We start from the raw sequence: 18823 nt of genomic DNA, 5'->3' as shown, positions 1-18823 counted from the left end.
CACTCAGCCAACTTCATCCCACGGCGCGGTGTGCGCAGGCAGCTCAATCCTGCGGGCCGGGCTGTTGTTGAGATCCAGCTTGTAGCCAATGTGGCTGGGCACATATCCCAAACGCTCGTAAAAGCGCTGGGCATCGGAGCGGGAGCGGTCTGTGGTGAGTTGAACCAAGGCAACACCCCGGCGGCGAGCATATTCATGGACCCAGGCGAACATTGCCGAACCCAAACCTGAGCCGCGATGATCCGCTGCGATTCGTACGGCCTCGATCAGCATGCGTTGAGATGCACTTCGGGAAAGGCTGGGGATCACAGTCAGCTGCATGGTGCCCACCATCGAACCTTGGTCGTCTTTGACCACGCCCAAGAATTGGTGTGGATCGGCGTCGATCTGGCGGAAGGCGGCCAGGTAGTCCTGCGGGTTTGCGGACTCACGCTGACTCCCCAGGGGATCGTCCCTCAGTAGTGTCACGATGTCTTGGATGTCGTGTTCACGTGCACGGTCAACGGTGTAATCCGTGCCCTCGGCGGTGATGTGTCGGGTCAGGTCCATGGGGTAACTATCGCGCACAAGCCATGGCGTACTCCATGGGTAAGCTCAACGGGAAGAAGTTGCGCGAAGACCGGCCCCCTGATCGTCAGGCAGCGGAATCAGCGCGCGCCCCGGTCCTTGACGGAAGGTTTGCCTCCATGGTGCCCAAGCCCCTGCCTGTCCCGGATCTGCAGGAGACCGTGCAGCGAACCCTTCATGCAGCCAGCGCGCTGTTGGATGAGCCGCAGATGCAGCGGTGTGAAGCACAGGCGCGGGAGTTCGTGGAGGGTGAGGGGCCACGGTTGCAAGAGCGGCTGATTGCATTTGCGGCTGCTCAGGGTCGGGAGGGTGCCAGTTACCTCTCCCGGGAATGGCAGGACAGCTACCTCAAAACTCGCACGCCGCTCCCGCTCACCACCAGTGTGTCTTTCCAGTTGTCGGGTTTCGCCTTGGAGCCCGGGATCAATAGGGTGGCAGATTTCTTGCACCGAGCCGCTGCGATTCACCTCCTGGAACTGCGCGGCCAGACTCCCCAAGAAATTGACCCGCGCGGCACCGCACTGGACATGGACCAGTGGGGGGTTCTGGCGCCGGGCATTCGTCACCCCATGACTGACCGGGACCAGATTCGCCGACCCAAGGTGGACCCGGCCGCCGCCCGCATTGGACTGCTGTTCGGCGGGCGATTGTTCACCACCCCCATCACTGACGACGCCGCCGCACTCCTTCCACCCGCAACCCTCGCCAAGGCCCTGGCCCACCTGTGCGACCGCACACGCAGCGAGCGGACTGAGCTGAGCACTGCGCCGGCGGATGACCTGAGTTTCGTGGATTTGTCCTATCTGGGCAGCGAGATTGCTGCCCCTCTGCTGGAAGAACTGTTGTCCACCAGAGAGAACGCGGAGACCTACGAACAGCTGAGTCGGTTACTGTTCGTCGTCGACATCTTGCCCGCGGCAAGCGGCACCCCAACATTGAGTGAGTCAGATCGCCTGAGATCACTGGCTTTTGAGCCGGGACATTCATGGGCGTACAAGCCGGTGAGTTATCAGATCGACCTGGCCAGCCCGTGGTTGGGCATCCACTTTGAGCACAGCGCGGCTGACGGTGCCACCATCCGGGCTGCAGTGCAACGCATGCGCGAACTGGATGTGGACGGCCCGGAAGCCCCAGGCGCGGAGCATACCCCGGAAGTGGCCGAGCTGCGGTGGGAGATGAGCGCTGAGTTGCGCAATCGCATTGAGGACCACATGGCACGGTATCGAGAGCGCAGTGCGCAACTGCGGGTGGATTCTGTGACCGTGGACCGCCCGGACCTGCAGGCCTTGGGCATCAAAATCAGCGACGACGCCGTGCAGCAACTTCTGCTCACCTACGCACAGCTGGCAACGTTCGGTAAAGTCCGCGCAGCCTACGAATCCGTTGACATGCGCGAATATCAAGCCGGCCGCACCGAATGTCTGCGACCTGTGACGCCGGAAGCCGTGGAGTTTGCCCAAGCCCTGGTCAACCAACGCGCCACATTGGACCAGTGTGCCGCCGCCATGGAGGCTCACCGCGATTGGGTGAAGGCGTGCAAAGCGGGGGCGGGAATAGACCGGCATCTCACAGGACTCGAACTGATGGTGAACCCGGGGGAGGCGGTACCTGACTTCCTGGTAGGAGAGGGTAGGGCCACCGTGACGGAGAACTTCTTGTCCACCACCTCCCTGGGGGTCGCCGAGCCCATCAGCCGTTACGCGTTTGCTCCCGCATCGCAGGATGGCTTGGGTATTGGATATATCAAGTATCCGGATCACTACGAATACGTCATCAATTCCCACGCCCATCTGGCTCCCGTCGTGGCTGAATTCAGTCAGAAGATCGACCAAGCTGCCCGGGTACTGCAGCAGTGGGTGCAACAACAGCTCTGACCACGCCTGTCAAGAGGCTGTTTGTCCCTTCGGACACCATGTGCATTGCCTTGTGGTCACATCAGTTGACCGAGCATCGTTTGCTGCCGAAAATCCCCCTGATCACTGCGCACAAAAAGTTACTGCCAGATTTACGTCAATAATCTCAATCCATGGATGGGGGGACGGGGAAGCGGGGTCCATGAATATAAAAGAATTTCCATATCCGGTGTCATGCTAATTTCTCAATGCACCCTGAAATTTCGATTGGGCGAAGATCAGGGTTCCGTTGAATCGCTCGGCATTTCACAGGAGGAATATCTCATGTCTGTTCGTCGTCGTTTTGCCACTGTTTGTGCTGTGGTCTCTCTGGTGGCCGGTGCCGCCCTGGTCTCCGCCCCGGCAGCCAACGCCAACCCCATCGGGGATGGGGTCACTGCACCATCTCATGACCCTGGTCTGGCTGTGATTCCGGTCTGCAACCTCCCCGGGTGGCTGCAAGCCAACTTTGCGGATCATGGCAATGACATTGCCAATTACCGGCTGAGCCCTTGGAGTGGATACCACATCTTCTCCTATGCGTTGCGGGACACCCTCTTTCACATTCCGGCCACGATTGCCACGGCTGGCGGCCTGACCAATCCCGCCAAATACTGCTGAGGGATCGCTGTTCAACTGGAGGGGTCCAGGAAAGCGGGGGTTATTGTGAAAACACATGATCAAGGAATGACCACCAGGCGCACCCTCTTGAAGGGCGGTGTGGCAGCTGGGGCCTGGGCATTGATTGGAACGGTAACCCCCGCACAGGCTGTGGAAACAGACCTTCTGCCGGACTTCCCCGCAGATGTGGAGCTGCACCGTAACGTTTTCCGTAATTGGGACGGAACCACAGTCACGGATCAGTTGTGGACCAGTACGGTGACCACACCGGAACAGGTGGAGCGCATTGTCAACTGGGCAGCCCAAGCGCAGTACCGCGTGCGTGCCGTGGGCAAGGGGCATACGTGGGCCCCGCTCATCGTGAACCCTGCAACTCCCGCGGACACCGCTGTGGTCCTGGTGGACACCACCCGGATGACAAGCATGAGCATGGTCAATGCTGAGCAGGTCAGATTGCAGGCTGGTGCTGACATGGGTCAGGTCATGGCCTTCCTGTCGGCCAACGGACGCAGCCTGCTGGGAGCACCCGCCCCGGGAGATGTGACCGTCGGCGGAATCCTGGCCGTGAACGGACACGGTTCCAGCACACCCAAATCCGGTGCGGCTAAGCCTGCCGGGGGTACGTACGGCACGGTGAGCAACGCCGTCGTTGAACTGACGGCTGTGGTGTGGGATGAGGACGCAGGCCGGTATGCGCAACGCACGTTCCACCGAGCAGATCCGCAGATTGGACCCCTGTTGACGCACCTGGGGCGGGCATTCGTGACCGAAGTGGTGCTCAGTACCGTGGCCAATTACAACCTGCGCTGCCGCAACACCACGCTGATTCCCACGTGGGAGCTTTTTGCTCGCCCGGAGCACGCGGGTCCACGGTCGGTCAGTGCGTTGCTCAACAGCCGCGGCACGGTGGGGCTGATCTGGTACGCCATGACAACCTTCCCCTGGGTGCAGACGTGGGAGGTCAGCCCGCGTAAGCCCTTGACATCCTGGCCGCGGAACTCGCCCTACAACTACCCCTTTGCTGATCGACTGCCCGGTGACGTGGCCAATGCCATTGCGCGCGTGACGCAGGAGTCGCGGGCGTTGACCCCCGTGGCCACGGAAACCATGTTGCAAGCCACACGATCTGGACTGATCAACACCGCAGCCCTGGACATGTGGGGTGAGGCCAAGAATTTCATCCACTTTGTCCGGCCCAGCACGTTGCTGGTGTCAGCCGGTTCCCACGTGGTGATCACCCGGCGGGACCAGATTCAGCGGGTGATTCACCAGTTCACACAGCACTACCAGAACGTGATCAACACCTTCCGGTGGCGCGGTCAGTTCCCCGCCAACAACGTGTGCGAAATTCGCATCACCGGCGTGGACAACCCCGCAGACATAGGTGTTGCGGGCGCTGCCACAGCCACGCTTTCAGCCGCTCAGCCAGTGCCCGGTCGTCCAGAGCTGGACACCGCAATATGGCTGGATGTGCTCAACCTTCCCGGCACACCCCATACGGCCGAGTTCTACACGCAACTGGAAACCTGGTTCACCGGTCTGCCCGCCGAACTTGGTGTGGCCCGGCCCGAATGGTCCAAGAGATTCGCCCACAGTTCAGCCGGTCCGTGGACCAACGCGGATGTCCTGGACCGTTGGATACCGGGCCAGTTTCCCGGATGGCAGCAGAGTGCTCAGGCGTTGAACGCGCTCGATCCCCGGGGCATCTTCCGCGCACCGTTTCATGATCGCCTCATGCCGCAAGCGTGACCCACACCTCCGGTGGACGACGACGCCTGCGGCCTCCTCCCGCCGTCGTCGTCCCCTCAACCGTGGGTCACCAGGCGACCGTGAAGCGCTGAGGGGGCGCAGTAGGCTGGTGCCCGGACAAGGCGGCGCGCTGGTGCGGTCGCTGCAGGAGATCCCCCATGAGTGCAAGGAGAACACGCATGACAGAACGTACGTTGGTGCTGGTCAAGCCGGATGGTGTGCAGCGCAACCTCACCGGCCAGGTGCTGGCTCGTATTGAGGCCCGCGGCTTCAAGCTGGTGGAGCTGAAGTACCTGAATGCCACCCGGGAAATCCTGACCGCGCATTACGCGGAGCACGAAGGCAAGCCGTTCTTTGAACCTCTGGTGGAGTTCATGATGTCCGGTCCCGTGGTGGCTGCTGTGTTTGAGGGTGACTCCGTGATTGAGTCCTTCCGCGCCATGGCCGGCGTTTCTGACCCTGTCAAGGCGGCCGCCGGAACCATCCGTGGAGATCTGGGACGCGATTGGGGCGAAAAAGTGCAGAAGAACATTGTGCACGGCTCCGACTCTCCGGAATCTGCCGAGCGGGAAATCGGTATCTGGTTCGCCTGAACCGCGCGCAACGCAACGAACCCTCACGTCACTCGTTGATCACATGCTGATCAACGAGTGACGTGAGGGTTCGTCACATGAAGAGGCCCGACTCAGCCGAACATGGTGCCGGAGAAACGCACCAGCACCGAACCAAAGACCACCAGCCAGATCAGTACCACGACGCCGGCAGCCCAGAGCCGTGCGGTGGAACGAACACCCGCCGGGGCAGGAATCGCGCCGGTGCGCACACACCGTGCCACCGTGGCCATCAGCAGGATCGGGTGCACCAGCCACACCAACATGCAGTAGAGACACAGCGCGTTGATTTCAAACGTGGCCTGGGTCCACAGCCACAGCAGGAAGATCTGACCCAGCAATTGCCCGCCGATCAGGCCCAGCCAGTACCAGGCACGGTAGCGGGCCCCGGCAAGGACTCCAACGGCAATCACGATCACCAACGTGTAGGCCACCAGCCCAATGAAGGGGTTGGGGAAACCCAGCAAATTGGCTTGTGACGAGCGGATGACTGTCCCGCAGGACAGCGTGGCGTTGAAGTCACAGGAGGTCACATGCAGGGGGTCCGCCAAGATCTGCCACTTTTCGATCACCAGGGAAATCGAGGCGTAGAGCCCCAGCGCGGCAGTCAGGAGGGCAATCACAGCCCAGGACAGGTCCCCGCGTGGCACCCGGGTGGTGGGCGCGGAGTTCTCCAGCGTGTCCTGCGTGTTGGTTTCGGTGGGAATTGTCATCACATCGTGATCATAAGCAGGGCACATGGGTAGCTGCTGAACGCGTTGCCATGGGTTGTGTGTGCCAGAATGATTCCGGTCACGCATTGGCTGCACCTGATGCGTGATCCGTACCGGTGCCGATCCAGCGCACGGTGGGCCGCAGCTCTCAGGAAGATTGAGCGCGTCCACCGGCGTGAAGACCACCCGAGTGCCCCTGCACGGCAGGCGGCCCGGTGGCTCGGCTCACTGGACGGCCCGCCGGGTGAGCCAGCTACCGCTGAGCGCCAGGCGGTGCACACAGCGACTTTTGGCAGCCGCGCGACCCTCCACGGGCCCCGCACGGCGCCACCGACCGGCGGTTCCCCGGGTGTAGACGGCGGTACCCGCAGAAATATGGCGAATACATGACCACCGAGCAGGTGAACCCCGCACAGGAGGGTTCAGCTTCAACCCAGGCCGTGACCGGCCAGCCCGCAGCACAGACTCCCGCTGAGACTGCCTACCAGGCGCTACAGGCGGCGGAAGCGGGTAGCACCACACTTCCTCCCGCAGAAGACCCGGACCCACAAACTCCTGCCCAGACCACCGAGGACGACGACGCCCCGGTCACCTCTCAGGAGCAGACCGAATTGCCGTTGGGCTCCACCGTGGCACCCAGCGAGTCCAGCAGTCCCAGCGAGTCAGAGAAACCCACCGATTCCGACGCTCCCAGTTCTGTTGCAGCTGAGGGCACTGAGCAGAATGGGTCAGACGAACACACCACGCAGGACACTCCAGAGGAACCTGACTCCCAGGAATCGCCGGCGGCCGATCCGTTCGCGGACTTCAGCTCCGCCTCGGCCACCTCGCTGATGTTCCACGCCCCGGACACGGAGGCCATCCAGGCCGCCGCGGAGCGCGCAGCCCAAGCGCGGGAGGAAGCCCGCCAAGCCGCAATCGAAGAGGCAGAAGCCGCCGAAGAGGCGGAGTTCGACGATCCCGCCCCGGGAACGGGTGTGACCAGCAAGAGGCGGCGTCGGCGTCGTCGTGGGTCTGTGGACATGGAACTGGAGGGCGGCAACGACGACGATCCCCCCGGTACCGTGACCCGTATCCGCACCGGGCGTGTGGTGGACAGTGCTGCGCCCACCACCGTGCAGTCGGTCAAGGGCTCCACCCGATTGGAGGCCAAGAAGCAGCGGCGGCGCGAATCGCGTCAGTCCGGGCGCCGCCGTCAGGTGATCACGGAGGCCGAGTTCTTGGCCAGGCGTGAGTCCGTGGAACGCAAAATGGTGGTGCGGGAGAAGGATGACCGCATTCAGATCGGGGTGCTGGAAGACGGCGTGCTGGCTGAGCACTTTGTGTCTCACACACAGCAGGATTCGTTGATCGGCAATGTGTACCTGGGCAAAGTGCAAAATGTGCTGCCCTCCATGGAAGCCGCCTTCATTGACATTGGTCGCGGACGCAATGCTGTGCTTTACGCGGGCGAAGTGAACTGGGATGACGCTGAACTGGGCGGCTCCGCCAAGCGGATCGAAAACGCCCTGAAGTCCGGGGATTCCGTGCTGGTCCAGGTGACCAAGGACCCCGTGGGCCACAAGGGTGCGCGGTTGACCAGCCAGGTCTCTCTACCGGGCCGCTACTTGGTGTACGTGCCCGGCGGTTCCATGACCGGAATCTCCCGGAAGCTGCCGGATGTGGAACGCCAACGGTTGAAGAAGATCCTCAAAGATCATCTGCCGGACGGCGCCGGGGTGATTGTGCGAACGGCTGCCGAAGGTGCCTCCGAACAGGAACTCACCAATGACATCAACCGGTTGCGGTCGCAGTGGGAGCAGATCCAGGAGAAGGCCGGAAAGGGCAAAACCCTGGCCCCTGAACTGCTGTACGCGGAGCCGGATCTGACCATCAAGACTGTCCGAGACGTGTTCAACGAGGACTTCACCTCCATGACCGTCCAGGGGCAGGCAGCCTGGGACAACATTGAGGCGTACGTGATGTACGTGGCACCGGATCTGCTGGATCGGGTGACCCAGTGGACTGAGGACGAGGACCTGTTCGAGCACTTCCAGGTGGATGAACAGATTTACAAGGCGTTGGACCGCAAGGTCATGCTGCCCTCCGGTGGTTCCTTGGTGATTGACCGTACCGAAGCCATGACCGTGGTGGATGTGAACACCGGGAAGTTCACGGGCTCCGGCGGCAATCTTGAAGAAACCGTGACCAAGAACAACTTGGAAGCCGCCGAGGAAATTGTGCGCCAGCTGCGGCTGCGTGACATTGGCGGAATCATTGTGATCGACTTCATCGACATGGTGCTGGAAGCCAACCGTGACTTGGTTCTGCGGCGTTTGGTGGAGTGCCTGGGGCGGGATCGCACCAAGCATCAGGTGGCTGAGGTGACCTCCCTGGGCCTGGTGCAGATGACCCGTAAACGTATGGGGACCGGGCTGTTGGAGATCTTCTCCGAGCCGTGCGAGGCCTGTGATTCCCGCGGTGTGGTCATTCACGATCACCCCTTGAAGGGCAAGGGCGGGATTTCCACGGACACCTCCCGCCGGGACCGTAACGAACGCAAGCGCAATCGGCGTGGTGGTGGGCAGGAGCACTCCACAGCGCACCACTCGAATCAGGCGAACGGGTCTGACTCGGGATCAGGGAACGGTTCGGATTCGGGTTCAAGTGCGGGTGCGGGTTCGGGTTCGGGTTTGGGTTTGGTGGAGGATCCAGAGCAGGCCAAGCGCGCCCAAGCCACGCGTAACGCTTTTGCTGCGATCGCATCCGCGTCTCAGCACGACGACGCCCCCGCCACATCTGCTGCATCCGAAGATTCAGCGGATGCCACCGACTCCACGGAGCAGAAGGAGCGCTCGGGTGGCGGACGCGGCCGATCGCGGGGATCACGGCGTGGCGGTCGCGGAAGGGACAACCACGCGGGCCGTGCTTCCCAAGAGGTGGCAGAAACCGACGCGAACCAAGAGGGTGAGAATCCTTCAGGGTCTGCTGCTGAGAATGAGCGTGCGGTGTCCGGCCAGAGCGCCGATGCCCACTCGCATCATGTGGAGGATCAGGACAGCTCCACAGCAGATGGTCCAAGTCAGGGGGAGGACTCCAACCAGGACTCGGGGCGCGAAGGCAACAAGCGTCGTCGTAAGCGGCGTGGAAAGCGCTCACGCAACCGCGGACAGAATGACTCCGAGACATCGGAGACACAGGATCACACCGGGGAAAACCAAGGTCGAGCTGCGGCAGCACAGGGTCGGAACCAGACTCAGCATCGGCCCGGTGTATCGGATGACGCGCCGGGAGCATCGGATACCGCGGGCGCTTTGAGCCAGTCGATTACCAGTCAGCCGAGTACCGGTTCGGCGTCTGCGACCTCCGCTGGTGCACCGGATTCGGTTGCGTCCGGGGCGGAGGCGACTCCTCGCCGTCGTACCCGTGGAGCGCGCCGGGCTGCCGCGCCGGTGGGAACACCGGATGCTGCTGCGGCACCGCAGAATCAGGGTGCCACCGTGACCTCCGGTACGGCCGTGGCAGTGACTGGTGCGCGGGCGGATCAGTCCAAGGTGACCATTAACGGGCAGGTCATTGATCTGCCCCACGGGGCCGGTGGCGCGGAGTCCGCGGATGGTGCCGCGGCGGGGGCCAATGGGGTGCCGTCGTTGGATTCGTTGGCTGATTCCTTGGGGGAGCGCGGGCCGGAACAGCCCCCGGTGCGCAAGCCGCGCCGCTCCCGGAGGGCTTCCGCTCCGGCAGCGGCCCCCAAGCCGGAATAACCGCCCCCCACTCCGCCGAAATCATGGTTTGACCCAAAAAATCGCTCAATTTTTGGGACAAACCATGATTTCGGCGGAGTGGGGCGGCGTAGGGTGGGGCGTGACACGGGGTGCCGCAATCTGCGGCTGAGAGCAGACCCGTTGAACCTGATCTAGCTTGTACTAGCGAAGGGATTGTCGCCATGACGCCTACCCACGCACCCGGCACCCGCTTTCCGGACAGCGTTCTTGCAACCGGCCTGACTGAGGTGAGAGCCCAGCATCCCCTGGTGCAATGCCTGACCAATGCCGTGGTCACCAACTTCACCGCCAATGCCCTGCTGGCTTTGGGTGCCCCGCCTGCCATGACAGACATTGTGGGGGAGGCGGGAGCTTTTGCCCGGATGGCAGATGCCGTTCTGATCAACCTTGGCACTCCCACTCCCGAGCAACGCCACGCCATGCTGGAAGCCGCTGCGGCATGTGCCGAGGTCGGCACCCCCTGGGTGCTGGACCCCGTGGCCGTGGGGGCGCTGCCCGTGCGAACCACCCTGGCCAGAGACCTCCTGGCGCATGCCCCAACCGTGGTTCGTGGCAATGCCTCGGAAGTGATTGGCCTGTGCGGCGGGGCCGGTGGGCGTGGCACCGACTCCACGGAGCACCCCACCGCGGCCCTGGACGCTGCGCGCGAGTTGATCAACGGTCACGGAGTCCAAGCCGTGGCGATCTCCGGTGAAGTCGACATTGTCTTGGGGGCAGATGCGGCGTGGCGGATTCCCCACGGCCACGAATACTTGACGCGCGTGACCGGCGGTGGCTGCGCACTGGGAGCGGTCATCGCGGCTTTCACCGCCGTGGTACCGGACCCCGTGGATGCCGCCGTGGTGGGCAGCGTGGTGTGGGAACTGGCCGCCGAGCGAGCAGCCCGGCGCAGCGGCGGTCCCGGCTCCTTTGCCGTGGCGCTGCTGGATGAGGTGGCGGCATTGAACGCCGACGACGTCGCACGCTGCGCTGCCGTCACCGCCGCGGAGGTGGTTCTGTGATGGCCACTGTCAACCATTTTGAGCCCAGTGACCTGCTGCTGTACCACGTCACGGATGACGCACTGAGCAGCCCCCGTGAGGTTTCGGATGTGGTGGAGGCCGCCGTGGAGGGTGGCACCACCATGGTCCAGGTGCGGTCCAAAACCATGGGTGGTCGGGACTTGCTGGAGCTGACCTTGCAGGTGGCTCAGCGTGTGGGGGAGCGGGTTCCCGTTCTGGTGGATGACCGCGTGGATGTGTTCCTGGCTGCGCGATCCCGCGGTGCGGCCGTGGCCGGGGTTCACGTGGGTCAGTCTGACCTGCCCGTAAAGGATGTTCGTGTGCTGTGCGGCCCCGCTGCGGTGATCGGGTTGTCTGCAGTCACCCCAACCGAGTTTCAGGCGTTGGAGCAGTTGCCACCCGGAACCGTGGACTACGTGGGGATCGGCGCGGTGCATGCCACGCAGACCAAACCGGATCATCCCCAGCCACTGGGCCTTGACGGTTTTGCCCGTGCGCGAGCACTGTGCCCGGTACCCGCGGTGGCCATAGGCGGTGTCCGGGTGCAGGATGCTGGGGCGCTGATGGCAGCCGGCGCGGATGGCCTGGCGGTGGTCTCCGGAATTTGCGCTGCGCCAGACCCACTGGCGGCGGCACGTGCTTACCGGAAGGCGATGCAACGGTGACTCCTGCCATCCCCATTCCCCACACGGGCATCACGCCCAGAGATACACCGCGGGTCTTGTCCATCGCGGGCACCGATCCCACAGGTGGCGCCGGTCAGCAGGCGGATCTGAAAACCATCACAGCCCTGGGCGGCTACGGCATGAGCGTGATCACTGCGGTGGTGGCGCAAAACACCACCGGCGTGCGTTCCATTCACGTTCCCCCGCGGGAAGTTTTGGTGGCCCAGTTGAAGGCAGTTTCCGACGACGTCGTGGTGGATGCCGTGAAGATCGGCATGTTGGGTTCGGTGCCTGTGATCCAGGAGGTGAGCGCGTGGCTTGCGGAGCACAGGCCGCCGGTGGTGGTCCTGGACCCGGTCATGGTGGCCACCACCGGGGGTCGTCTGTTGGATCACGACGCCGAAGCCGCCATGAGGAGCCTGCTGCACCGTGCTGATCTGGTCACCCCCAATGTGCCCGAATTGGCAGTGCTGTTGGATGAAGAAGTGGCCCAAACGTGGTCGGGAGCTCTGGCCCAGGGCCAGCGACTTGCGGACACCTACGCGGTGCAGGTCCTGGTCAAAGGTGGGCATCTGCCCGGTCCGGATGTCCCGGATGCTCTGGTGGCTCCCGGCCACAGCAGTCCATTGTTCGTAGCGCATGACCCCAGAATCGTCACAGCCAACACCCACGGCACCGGATGCTCCATCTCCAGCGCCGTTGCCGTGCTGGCAAGCCGGACCGGAGATTGGGTGACGGCGGTTGGCCTGGCCAGGCAGTGGTTGCGGGGAGCCCTCCAGCACGCTGACGAATTGGAGGTTGGGCAGGGCAACGGTCCCGTGCACCACGGTCACCACCTGGCTGATGCTGTGGATGAAGCCATCCGGACGTGGACCACGCGGGTACCAGCCACGGTGTCCTTCACAAAGCACACGAGCTTGTGGGAAGCTGCGACGGGATCGGACGCTGAATCAGCAGAATCGCAGCAGAATGCCGTACCTATTGCTTCTGATTGGTCCCACCTCAGCGCGGATGATTCATTCACCGGCCAGCTCTGGGCGGAGGCGGCTGATGTTCGCTCACGCATTCAAAGAGGTGCGTTCGTTCCACGGTTGGCGGACGGTTCACTTCCGCAGTCCGCGTTCCTCGATTATCTGGCTCAAGACTTGGCTTATCTTCAGGACTACTCGCGGGCTTTGGCACAACTGGCCGTTCGGGCGCCGTCGGAATCCTGGCGAGCTTTGTTTGCCGCCGGAGCTGCGGGCTGTGCGGAGGAGACGGCCGGACTGCATCGAACACTTGTGGCAGCTGATGCCCAGGTGCGCCCCAGTGCGGTCACCGCTGAATACACCGACTTCCTGCTGGCTACAACACAAACCCGCAACTGGGCGGTGGGCGTGGCCGCTGTTCTGCCTTGCTACTGGCTCTACGCCTGGATCGGTGTGGAGTTGCAACAGCAGCGACAGCACAGCGCGACTCACCTTGATCACCCCTACGCAGCGTGGCTGGATTCCTATGCTGACCCCGAGTTCGCAGCGGCTGCCGAAAAAGTTCGAGCGGTGGTTGATGAGCTTGCGGCGCAATCCACTGACGACGTCCGGGACGCCATGCGGGCAGCTTTTCACCGAGCTTGCGAGTTGGAGTTCCGGTTCTTCGAGGATCCCTGGGCGCGGTACAACGGAACGTGAGCCTGCTCGCACCCGCGACTCGCTGGGCTCCCATGCTTGCCGCAGATTGTGCACATGCCGTATTCTCGACCCCTGGTGCACAAACCGGCAATCCCCTCGACCACCGTCCATGGTCTGAGCGCGGAGCTGGTGGCACTAACCCGGGTGTAGTTCCTGACCATTTGTGCGAACGGTCTTGACCAGCGTCTCCATCCCACTGGCCGGTCCTGATGCAGTTGCACACGACTCCTTGGTCCAAACAGGGAACACACTCGCCCAAGACAGAATTTGTTAAGTCGAGAGAAGTGAGTTCCAAGTGGTGTACGCGATTGTCCGCGCTGGCGGCCGCCAGGAGAAGGTTGCAGTTGGAGACCTGGTAACCATCGACCGTGTGGCTGGTGATGCAGGCAGCACCATCGAGCTTCCGGCAGTCCTGCTGGTTGACGGCGACAAAGTCACCTCGGATGCTTCGGCACTTTCCGGTGTGAAGGTCACCGCTGAGGTGGTCGAGGATCTGCGCGGTCCCAAGATCCGCATCCAGAAGTACAAGAACAAGACCGGTTACAAGAAGCGTCAGGGCTTCCGTGCCGAGTTGACCACCGTGAAGGTCACCGGCATCGACGTTTGAGGCGTTCGGTCCTCCCCATTCCATCCAGCCCGGCCCGCTCGCGGTCATCACATGATGCGAGCACATGGGCCTCCTAGCGAAAGCAGGCATTAGACATGGCACACAAGAAGGGCGCCAGCTCCACCCGTAACGGCCGTGACTCCAACCCGCAGTACCTTGGCGTCAAGCGCTTTGGTGGCGAGAAGGTCAACGCCGGTTCCATCATCGTGCGTCAGCGCGGTACCAAGTTCCACCCCGGCGCCAATGTGGGCCGCGGTAAGGACGACACCTTGTACGCGCTGGCCACCGGCGAGGTTGCTTTTGGCACCAAGCGTGGCCGCAAGGTGGTCAACGTGGTTGAGGCCGTAGCCGCCGAATGATCTCAGACCGGTAGCGGGTTCAGCAGCCAGATTCAGCTGAACCTGTCCGGTCCCGCTGACGCACGCTCATTCCGTGTGTCACGCTCACCGCAGGACGTAGAGGGTGGGTGCCACGTGCGCCCGCCCTCTACTCTTGTTTTGAGGCCCCTTTCCCTTCGGCAGGCGCCGGTACGCCGCCTGCTCATGCAGTCGCGTGATGCTGAGAGGCTCACGCGCATCAGACACCAGGAGAATTCCATGGCAGAGTTCATCGACCGCGTGGTGCTGCACGCCACGGGCGGTAACGGTGGCCACGGCTGCGTGTCCGTCAAGCGCGAGAAATTCAAGCCCCTGGGCGGCCCGGACGGCGCCAATGGCGGCGACGGCGGTTCTGTCATCTTGCGTGTGGATGGCCAGACCACCACGCTGCTCAACTACCACCGGTCCCCGCACCGTTCAGCGCCCAACGGTGGCCCCGGCATGGGCGATCACCGTCAAGGATTTGTGGGGGAGGATCTGATTCTCTCCGTCCCGGACGGCACCGTGATCAAGGACCGTGACGGCAACGTCCTGGCGGACCTGGTGGGAGTGGGTGCGGAGTTCGTGGCGGCTTCGGGTGGTCAGGGTGGTCTGGGCAATGCCCATCTGGCCTCTCCCAAGCGCAAGGCACCGGGGTTTGCCCTGCTGGGTCTGCCCGGTGAGGCCAAGGACATTGTGTTGGAACTGAAGTCCTTGGCGGACATTGCTCTGGTGGGTTACCCTTCAGCCGGCAAGTCCTCTCTGATCGCGGCTATTTCCAAGGCGCGTCCCAAGATTGCGGACTACCCGTTCACCACCTTGGTCCCCAACCTCGGCGTGGTGGAGGCAGGTGACTACCGCTACACCGTGGCGGATGTTCCCGGTCTGATTGAGGGTGCCTCCGAAGGCAAGGGCCTGGGCTTGGAGTTCCTGCGCCACGTTGAACGGTGTGCCGCTCTGGTGCACGTTCTGGACTGCGCCACCCTGGAACCGGGCCGTGATCCCATCTCCGATTTGGAGGTGATTGAGGCGGAACTCGCCGCCTACGCCGTGGACGGTCGTCTGGACGGGGGACGCGCCGTTCCCCTGCTGGAGCGACCCCGACTGGTGGTGCTCAACAAGATTGACGTCCCGGAGGCCCGGGAGCTGGCCGAGTTTGTCCGACCCATGCTGGAAGAAAAGGGCTACCGGGTCTTTGAGGTTTCCACGGCCTCCCACGAAGGTCTCAAGTCTTTGACCTTTGCCATGGGCCAGATCGTCCAGGAGGGCCGGGACCAGGAACCCCCGGCGGAACCGGCCCGTGTGGTGCTGCGGCCCAAGGCGGTGCGTGGCGGCGCCAAGGAGTTCACCATCACCCGGGAGGAACGTTCCTTGGAACCCATCTGGCATGTCCGCGGAGACAAGCCGGAGAAGTGGGTGCAGCAAACCGACTTCAACAATGAGGAAGCCATCGGCTACCTGGCTGACCGTTTTGCCAAACTTGGCATTGAGGAAGAGTTGTTCAAGATGAACGCCCGTCCCGGTGATGCCGTCCTGATCGGGCCGGAGGAAAACGGCGTGGTCTTCGACTGGGAGCCCACCATGCTGGGCGGTGCCGAACTACTGGCCTCACCGCGTGGAACGGACCCAAGATTGTCGGAGGATCACCGGCCAACGCGTGGGGAACGTCGTCGGGAATACTACGAGCGCATGGACGCCAAGACAGCGGCCCGCGACGAACTTGAAGCAGAGCGCTTGGCCGGTCTGTGGACCGAATCCGTGGATCAACGCCGTTCCCGCGCACCAAAAACCGAAACCGACTGACTGCAACAGGACTGATCGCAACAGGAAGGACGCTGGCAAGTATGCCTGCACAGCAGCACGTTATTGATGTAGAGACCCTGGAAGGGATCGCCGACAAGTCCGCTTCCCAACTCAGTTCCGAGAATCGCGGTAAGAACCGGCGTTCTCCCATTGAGGAACCGAGCCAGATCAAGCTGGCCAAGCGCATTGTGGTCAAGGTGGGTTCCTCCTCCCTGACCAGCATCCAGAACTCCATTGATGAAGCCGCGGTGCAGCGGATTGTGGCTGCTTTGGGGAAACTCAAGTCGGACGGCAAGGAGGTGGTCTTTGTCTCCTCGGGGGCCATTTCTGCGGGCCTGGCCCCGTTGGGCTTCTCGCGTCGCCCCAAAGACCTTGCCTCCCAGCAGGCCGCCGCTTCCGTGGGACAGGGTTTGCTGATGGGCCGCTACATAGACTCACTGGCCCGCTACGGGGTCACGGTGGGGCAGGTTCTGGTGACGGCCGAGGATTTGATGAAGCGTCACCACTACAAGAACACGCACCGTCAGATTGAGCGGCTGCTGGATCTGGGGGTGATGCCCATTGTCAATGAGAACGACGCCGTGGCCACCCAGGAAATCAAGTTCGGTGACAACGACCGTATTGCCGCACTGACCGCGCACCTGATCAAGGCCGATGTTTTGCTGCTGCTCTCCGACGTGGATGCGCTCTACACCAAGCCGCCCCAGGACGGCGGTCAGCGGATCAGCGTGGTGGAGGATCCCATTCGGGATCTGGAAGGCGTGCAGATCGGTACGGTGGGGCGCGCTGGTGTGGGCTCCGGTGGCATGGTGACCAAGGTACAGGCTGCTCGGATTGCGGCCTCCTCCGGAATCCCCGCTCTGGTGACCTCCGCGCAGAACATTGAACCGGCGTTGAACGGTGAAGACGTGGGAACCTGGTTTGCCACCACGGGAGGCCGGCGCAACGCCCGGTTGCTGTGGCTTGCCCACCTTGCCGACATCAAGGGTTCCTTGGTGCTCGACGACGGCGCAGTGCGCGCCGTGGGGCAACGGAAATCACTGCTTCCGGCTGGTGTGACGGGCGTGAAAGGCACGTTTGACGCGGGAGACCCCGTGTCCCTGGTGGATGCCACGGGCCGGGAAGTGGCCCACGGCATTTGCAACTACGCCGCCGATGAAATCCCCGGCATGCTCGGTAAATCCACCGCTGAACTGGGGGAGGAGAAGGGCGCACGCTATGAACGCGAGTTGGTCCACGTGGACAATTTGGTGACCATGCGCGCCAAGTCTGCCAAGACCAAGGTGCGTCGCGGCGCACAGGCTCAGCCCACTTTTCACACCCAACCCATTCCGCAGGTCTGAAGCCTGCAACAGCGGGTGCCGCCTGACCGCGGCCCCATCACAACCTGAAGAATCCACCTGACATGTCAGGAGCGAAAATTCATGTCACAGAACACCATCACTGATCTCACCCGGCAGACCTTCGGGGAAGATCCCGTTGTAGGCGTTGGCCTCATGGCCGACGACGCCCGTGTGGCCGCCCGCGGCCTGGCCCGCGCCACCCGTGCACGCAAGGATGCTGCGCTGCTGCACATTGCCCAGCGGATTGAGGAACAGTCAGCTGCCATCATCGAAGCCAACAAGAAGGACCTGGCCCGCGGGCAGCAAAACGGGACGTCCGCGGCTTTGCTGGATCGGCTCAAGTTGGATGCGGGGCGGATCACAGGCTTGGCTGATGCGTTGCGAGAGTTGGCTGCCCTCCCCGATCCCGTGGGCTCCGTGGTTCGTGGACAGACCCTGGCCAACGGGCTGCGTATGCGCCAGGTCAGGGTGCCCATGGGGGTGGTGGGTGCCATTTATGAAGCCCGCCCCAACGTCACCGTGGACATCACCGGGATTGCCCTGAAATCCGGCAACGCGGTCCTGCTGCGTGGAGGCTCAGCCGCCCTTGAATCCAACCGGGCACTGGTGGGCATCATGCGTGACGCCCTGGCGGATCAGAAGCTACCCGTGGACGTGGTGCAGTCCATTGACGACTACGCGCGCGACGGTGCCACTGCCCTGATGGGGGCCCGCGGCAAGGTGGACGTGTTGATTCCACGCGGCGGTCACGGCCTGATTCAGTCCGTGGTCCAGAATGCCTCCGTGCCGGTCATCGAGACCGGGGAGGGCAATGTGCATGTCTTTGTGGATGAGTCAGCGCCGGAGAAGATGGCGGTGGACATTGTGGTGAACGCCAAGACACACCGCAATTCCACCTGCAACACCGCTGAAACTCTGATTCTGCACAGCGGTGCTGCGGCCGGGCCCGCGGTGTTGGCAGCACTGGTGAAGGCCGGCGTCCAATTGCACGTGGACGAGCGCGCTGCCGCCATGCTGCCCACCGGAACCGAGCCCGTCTCCGCCACCGAGGACGACTGGGCGGCTGAATACCTGGATGCTCACATGGCCGTGAAGGTGGTGGACAATTTGCAGGAAGCCCTGGCGCACATTGAGCGCTGGACAACTCGCCACACGGAAGCCATTGTGACCAACAACCTGGCCAACGCGGATGAGTTCATGGCCGCGGTGGATGCTGCGGCTGTGATGGTCAACGCCTCCACCCGCTTCACGGACGGTGGCCAATTGGGATTGGGCGCCGAAATTGGAATCTCCACGCAAAAAATGCACGCGCGTGGGCCCATGGGGCTGGAAGAACTGACCACCACCAAGTGGATTGTTCAAGGAGATGGCCACATCAGAAAGTGATCTGTGGTGTGGTAACCGCACGCGGTCGCGTGTTGCAGCGGGTGCGTGCGGTTACCATGGGTCGTAAACATTCTTGAG

Annotated in this window: 15 protein-coding genes and 1 riboswitch; of the genes, 13 read left to right on the top strand and 2 right to left on the bottom strand. The window is 62.9% G+C overall.

What is annotated here, in order from left to right:
- Positions 1–3 precede the first annotated feature (3 nt).
- Positions 4–549, bottom strand: coding sequence for a GNAT family N-acetyltransferase (locus Q4G32_RS11715; RefSeq protein WP_303351626.1), 546 nt, complete (start codon positions 547–549; stop codon positions 4–6).
- Positions 550–584: 35 nt separating this feature from the next.
- Between Q4G32_RS11715 and Q4G32_RS11710 the strand changes: the two genes are divergently transcribed.
- The 4 genes from Q4G32_RS11710 (at position 585) to ndk (ending at position 5422) form a co-directional block, all read left to right on the top strand.
- Positions 585–2441, top strand: a complete 1857-nt coding sequence (locus Q4G32_RS11710; RefSeq protein ID WP_303351625.1) for a choline/carnitine O-acyltransferase — start codon at positions 585–587, stop codon at positions 2439–2441.
- A gap of 213 nt (positions 2442–2654) precedes the next feature.
- Positions 2655–3080 (top strand): hypothetical protein, encoded by a 426-nt coding sequence (locus Q4G32_RS11705; RefSeq protein ID WP_303351623.1) that lies wholly within the window; start codon positions 2655–2657, stop codon positions 3078–3080.
- A 66-nt stretch (positions 3081–3146) separates the two neighbouring features.
- The gene (locus Q4G32_RS11700; RefSeq protein WP_303351621.1) at positions 3147–4829 is read left to right on the top strand and encodes a cholesterol oxidase substrate-binding domain-containing protein; all 1683 of its coding nucleotides are present in this window, start codon (positions 3147–3149) and stop codon (positions 4827–4829) included.
- 179 nt (positions 4830–5008) lie between these two features.
- Positions 5009–5422, top strand: coding sequence for a nucleoside-diphosphate kinase (gene ndk, locus Q4G32_RS11695; RefSeq protein WP_303351619.1), 414 nt, complete (start codon positions 5009–5011; stop codon positions 5420–5422).
- A gap of 92 nt (positions 5423–5514) precedes the next feature.
- Here the strand turns inward: ndk and Q4G32_RS11690 are convergent, their stop codons facing one another.
- A complete protein-coding gene (locus Q4G32_RS11690; RefSeq protein WP_303351617.1) occupies positions 5515–6153 on the bottom strand; it encodes a vitamin K epoxide reductase family protein in 639 nt (212 codons plus the stop codon).
- Positions 6154–6539: 386 nt separating this feature from the next.
- Between Q4G32_RS11690 and Q4G32_RS11685 the strand changes: the two genes are divergently transcribed.
- The 9 genes from Q4G32_RS11685 (at position 6540) to Q4G32_RS11645 (ending at position 18745) form a co-directional block, all read left to right on the top strand.
- The gene (locus Q4G32_RS11685) at positions 6540–9896 is read left to right on the top strand and encodes an Rne/Rng family ribonuclease (protein ID WP_303351616.1); all 3357 of its coding nucleotides are present in this window, start codon (positions 6540–6542) and stop codon (positions 9894–9896) included.
- Between the two features lie 96 nt (positions 9897–9992).
- Positions 9993–10088, top strand: a riboswitch (TPP riboswitch).
- Entirely contained in the window at positions 10079–10918 is an 840-nt protein-coding gene (gene thiM, locus Q4G32_RS11680; RefSeq protein WP_303351614.1) for a hydroxyethylthiazole kinase, read from the top strand. (Overlaps the previous riboswitch by 10 nt.)
- Positions 10918–11583, top strand: coding sequence for a thiamine phosphate synthase (thiE, locus tag Q4G32_RS11675; RefSeq protein ID WP_303351612.1), 666 nt, complete (start codon positions 10918–10920; stop codon positions 11581–11583). Before thiM ends, thiE begins: the two co-directional genes overlap by 1 nt.
- The gene (locus tag Q4G32_RS11670; RefSeq protein ID WP_303351610.1) at positions 11580–13250 is read left to right on the top strand and encodes a bifunctional hydroxymethylpyrimidine kinase/phosphomethylpyrimidine kinase; all 1671 of its coding nucleotides are present in this window, start codon (positions 11580–11582) and stop codon (positions 13248–13250) included. Before thiE ends, Q4G32_RS11670 begins: the two co-directional genes overlap by 4 nt.
- Positions 13251–13545: 295 nt before the next feature.
- Positions 13546–13857: a 50S ribosomal protein L21 gene (gene rplU / locus Q4G32_RS11665; protein WP_303351608.1), complete on the top strand. Its 312-nt coding sequence runs from the start codon at positions 13546–13548 to the stop codon at positions 13855–13857.
- A 95-nt stretch (positions 13858–13952) separates the two neighbouring features.
- The gene (gene rpmA / locus Q4G32_RS11660) at positions 13953–14216 is read left to right on the top strand and encodes a 50S ribosomal protein L27 (RefSeq protein WP_303351606.1); all 264 of its coding nucleotides are present in this window, start codon (positions 13953–13955) and stop codon (positions 14214–14216) included.
- Between the two features lie 237 nt (positions 14217–14453).
- On the top strand, positions 14454–16016 hold the full coding sequence (gene obgE, locus Q4G32_RS11655) for a GTPase ObgE (protein ID WP_303351604.1): 1563 nt from the start codon (positions 14454–14456) through the stop codon (positions 16014–16016).
- Between the two features lie 41 nt (positions 16017–16057).
- Positions 16058–17359, top strand: a complete 1302-nt coding sequence (gene proB, locus Q4G32_RS11650) for a glutamate 5-kinase (RefSeq protein ID WP_303351602.1) — start codon at positions 16058–16060, stop codon at positions 17357–17359.
- Positions 17360–17440: 81 nt separating this feature from the next.
- Positions 17441–18745, top strand: coding sequence for a glutamate-5-semialdehyde dehydrogenase (locus Q4G32_RS11645; RefSeq protein ID WP_303351601.1), 1305 nt, complete (start codon positions 17441–17443; stop codon positions 18743–18745).
- Positions 18746–18823 lie beyond the last annotated feature (78 nt).

It is taken from the genome of Kocuria sp. (assembly GCF_030538595.1).
Taxonomy (GTDB): Bacteria; Actinomycetota; Actinomycetes; order Actinomycetales; family Micrococcaceae; genus Kocuria.
The sequence above is the reverse complement of the archived record's forward strand: the minus strand, read 5'-3'. Positions and strand labels throughout refer to the sequence as shown.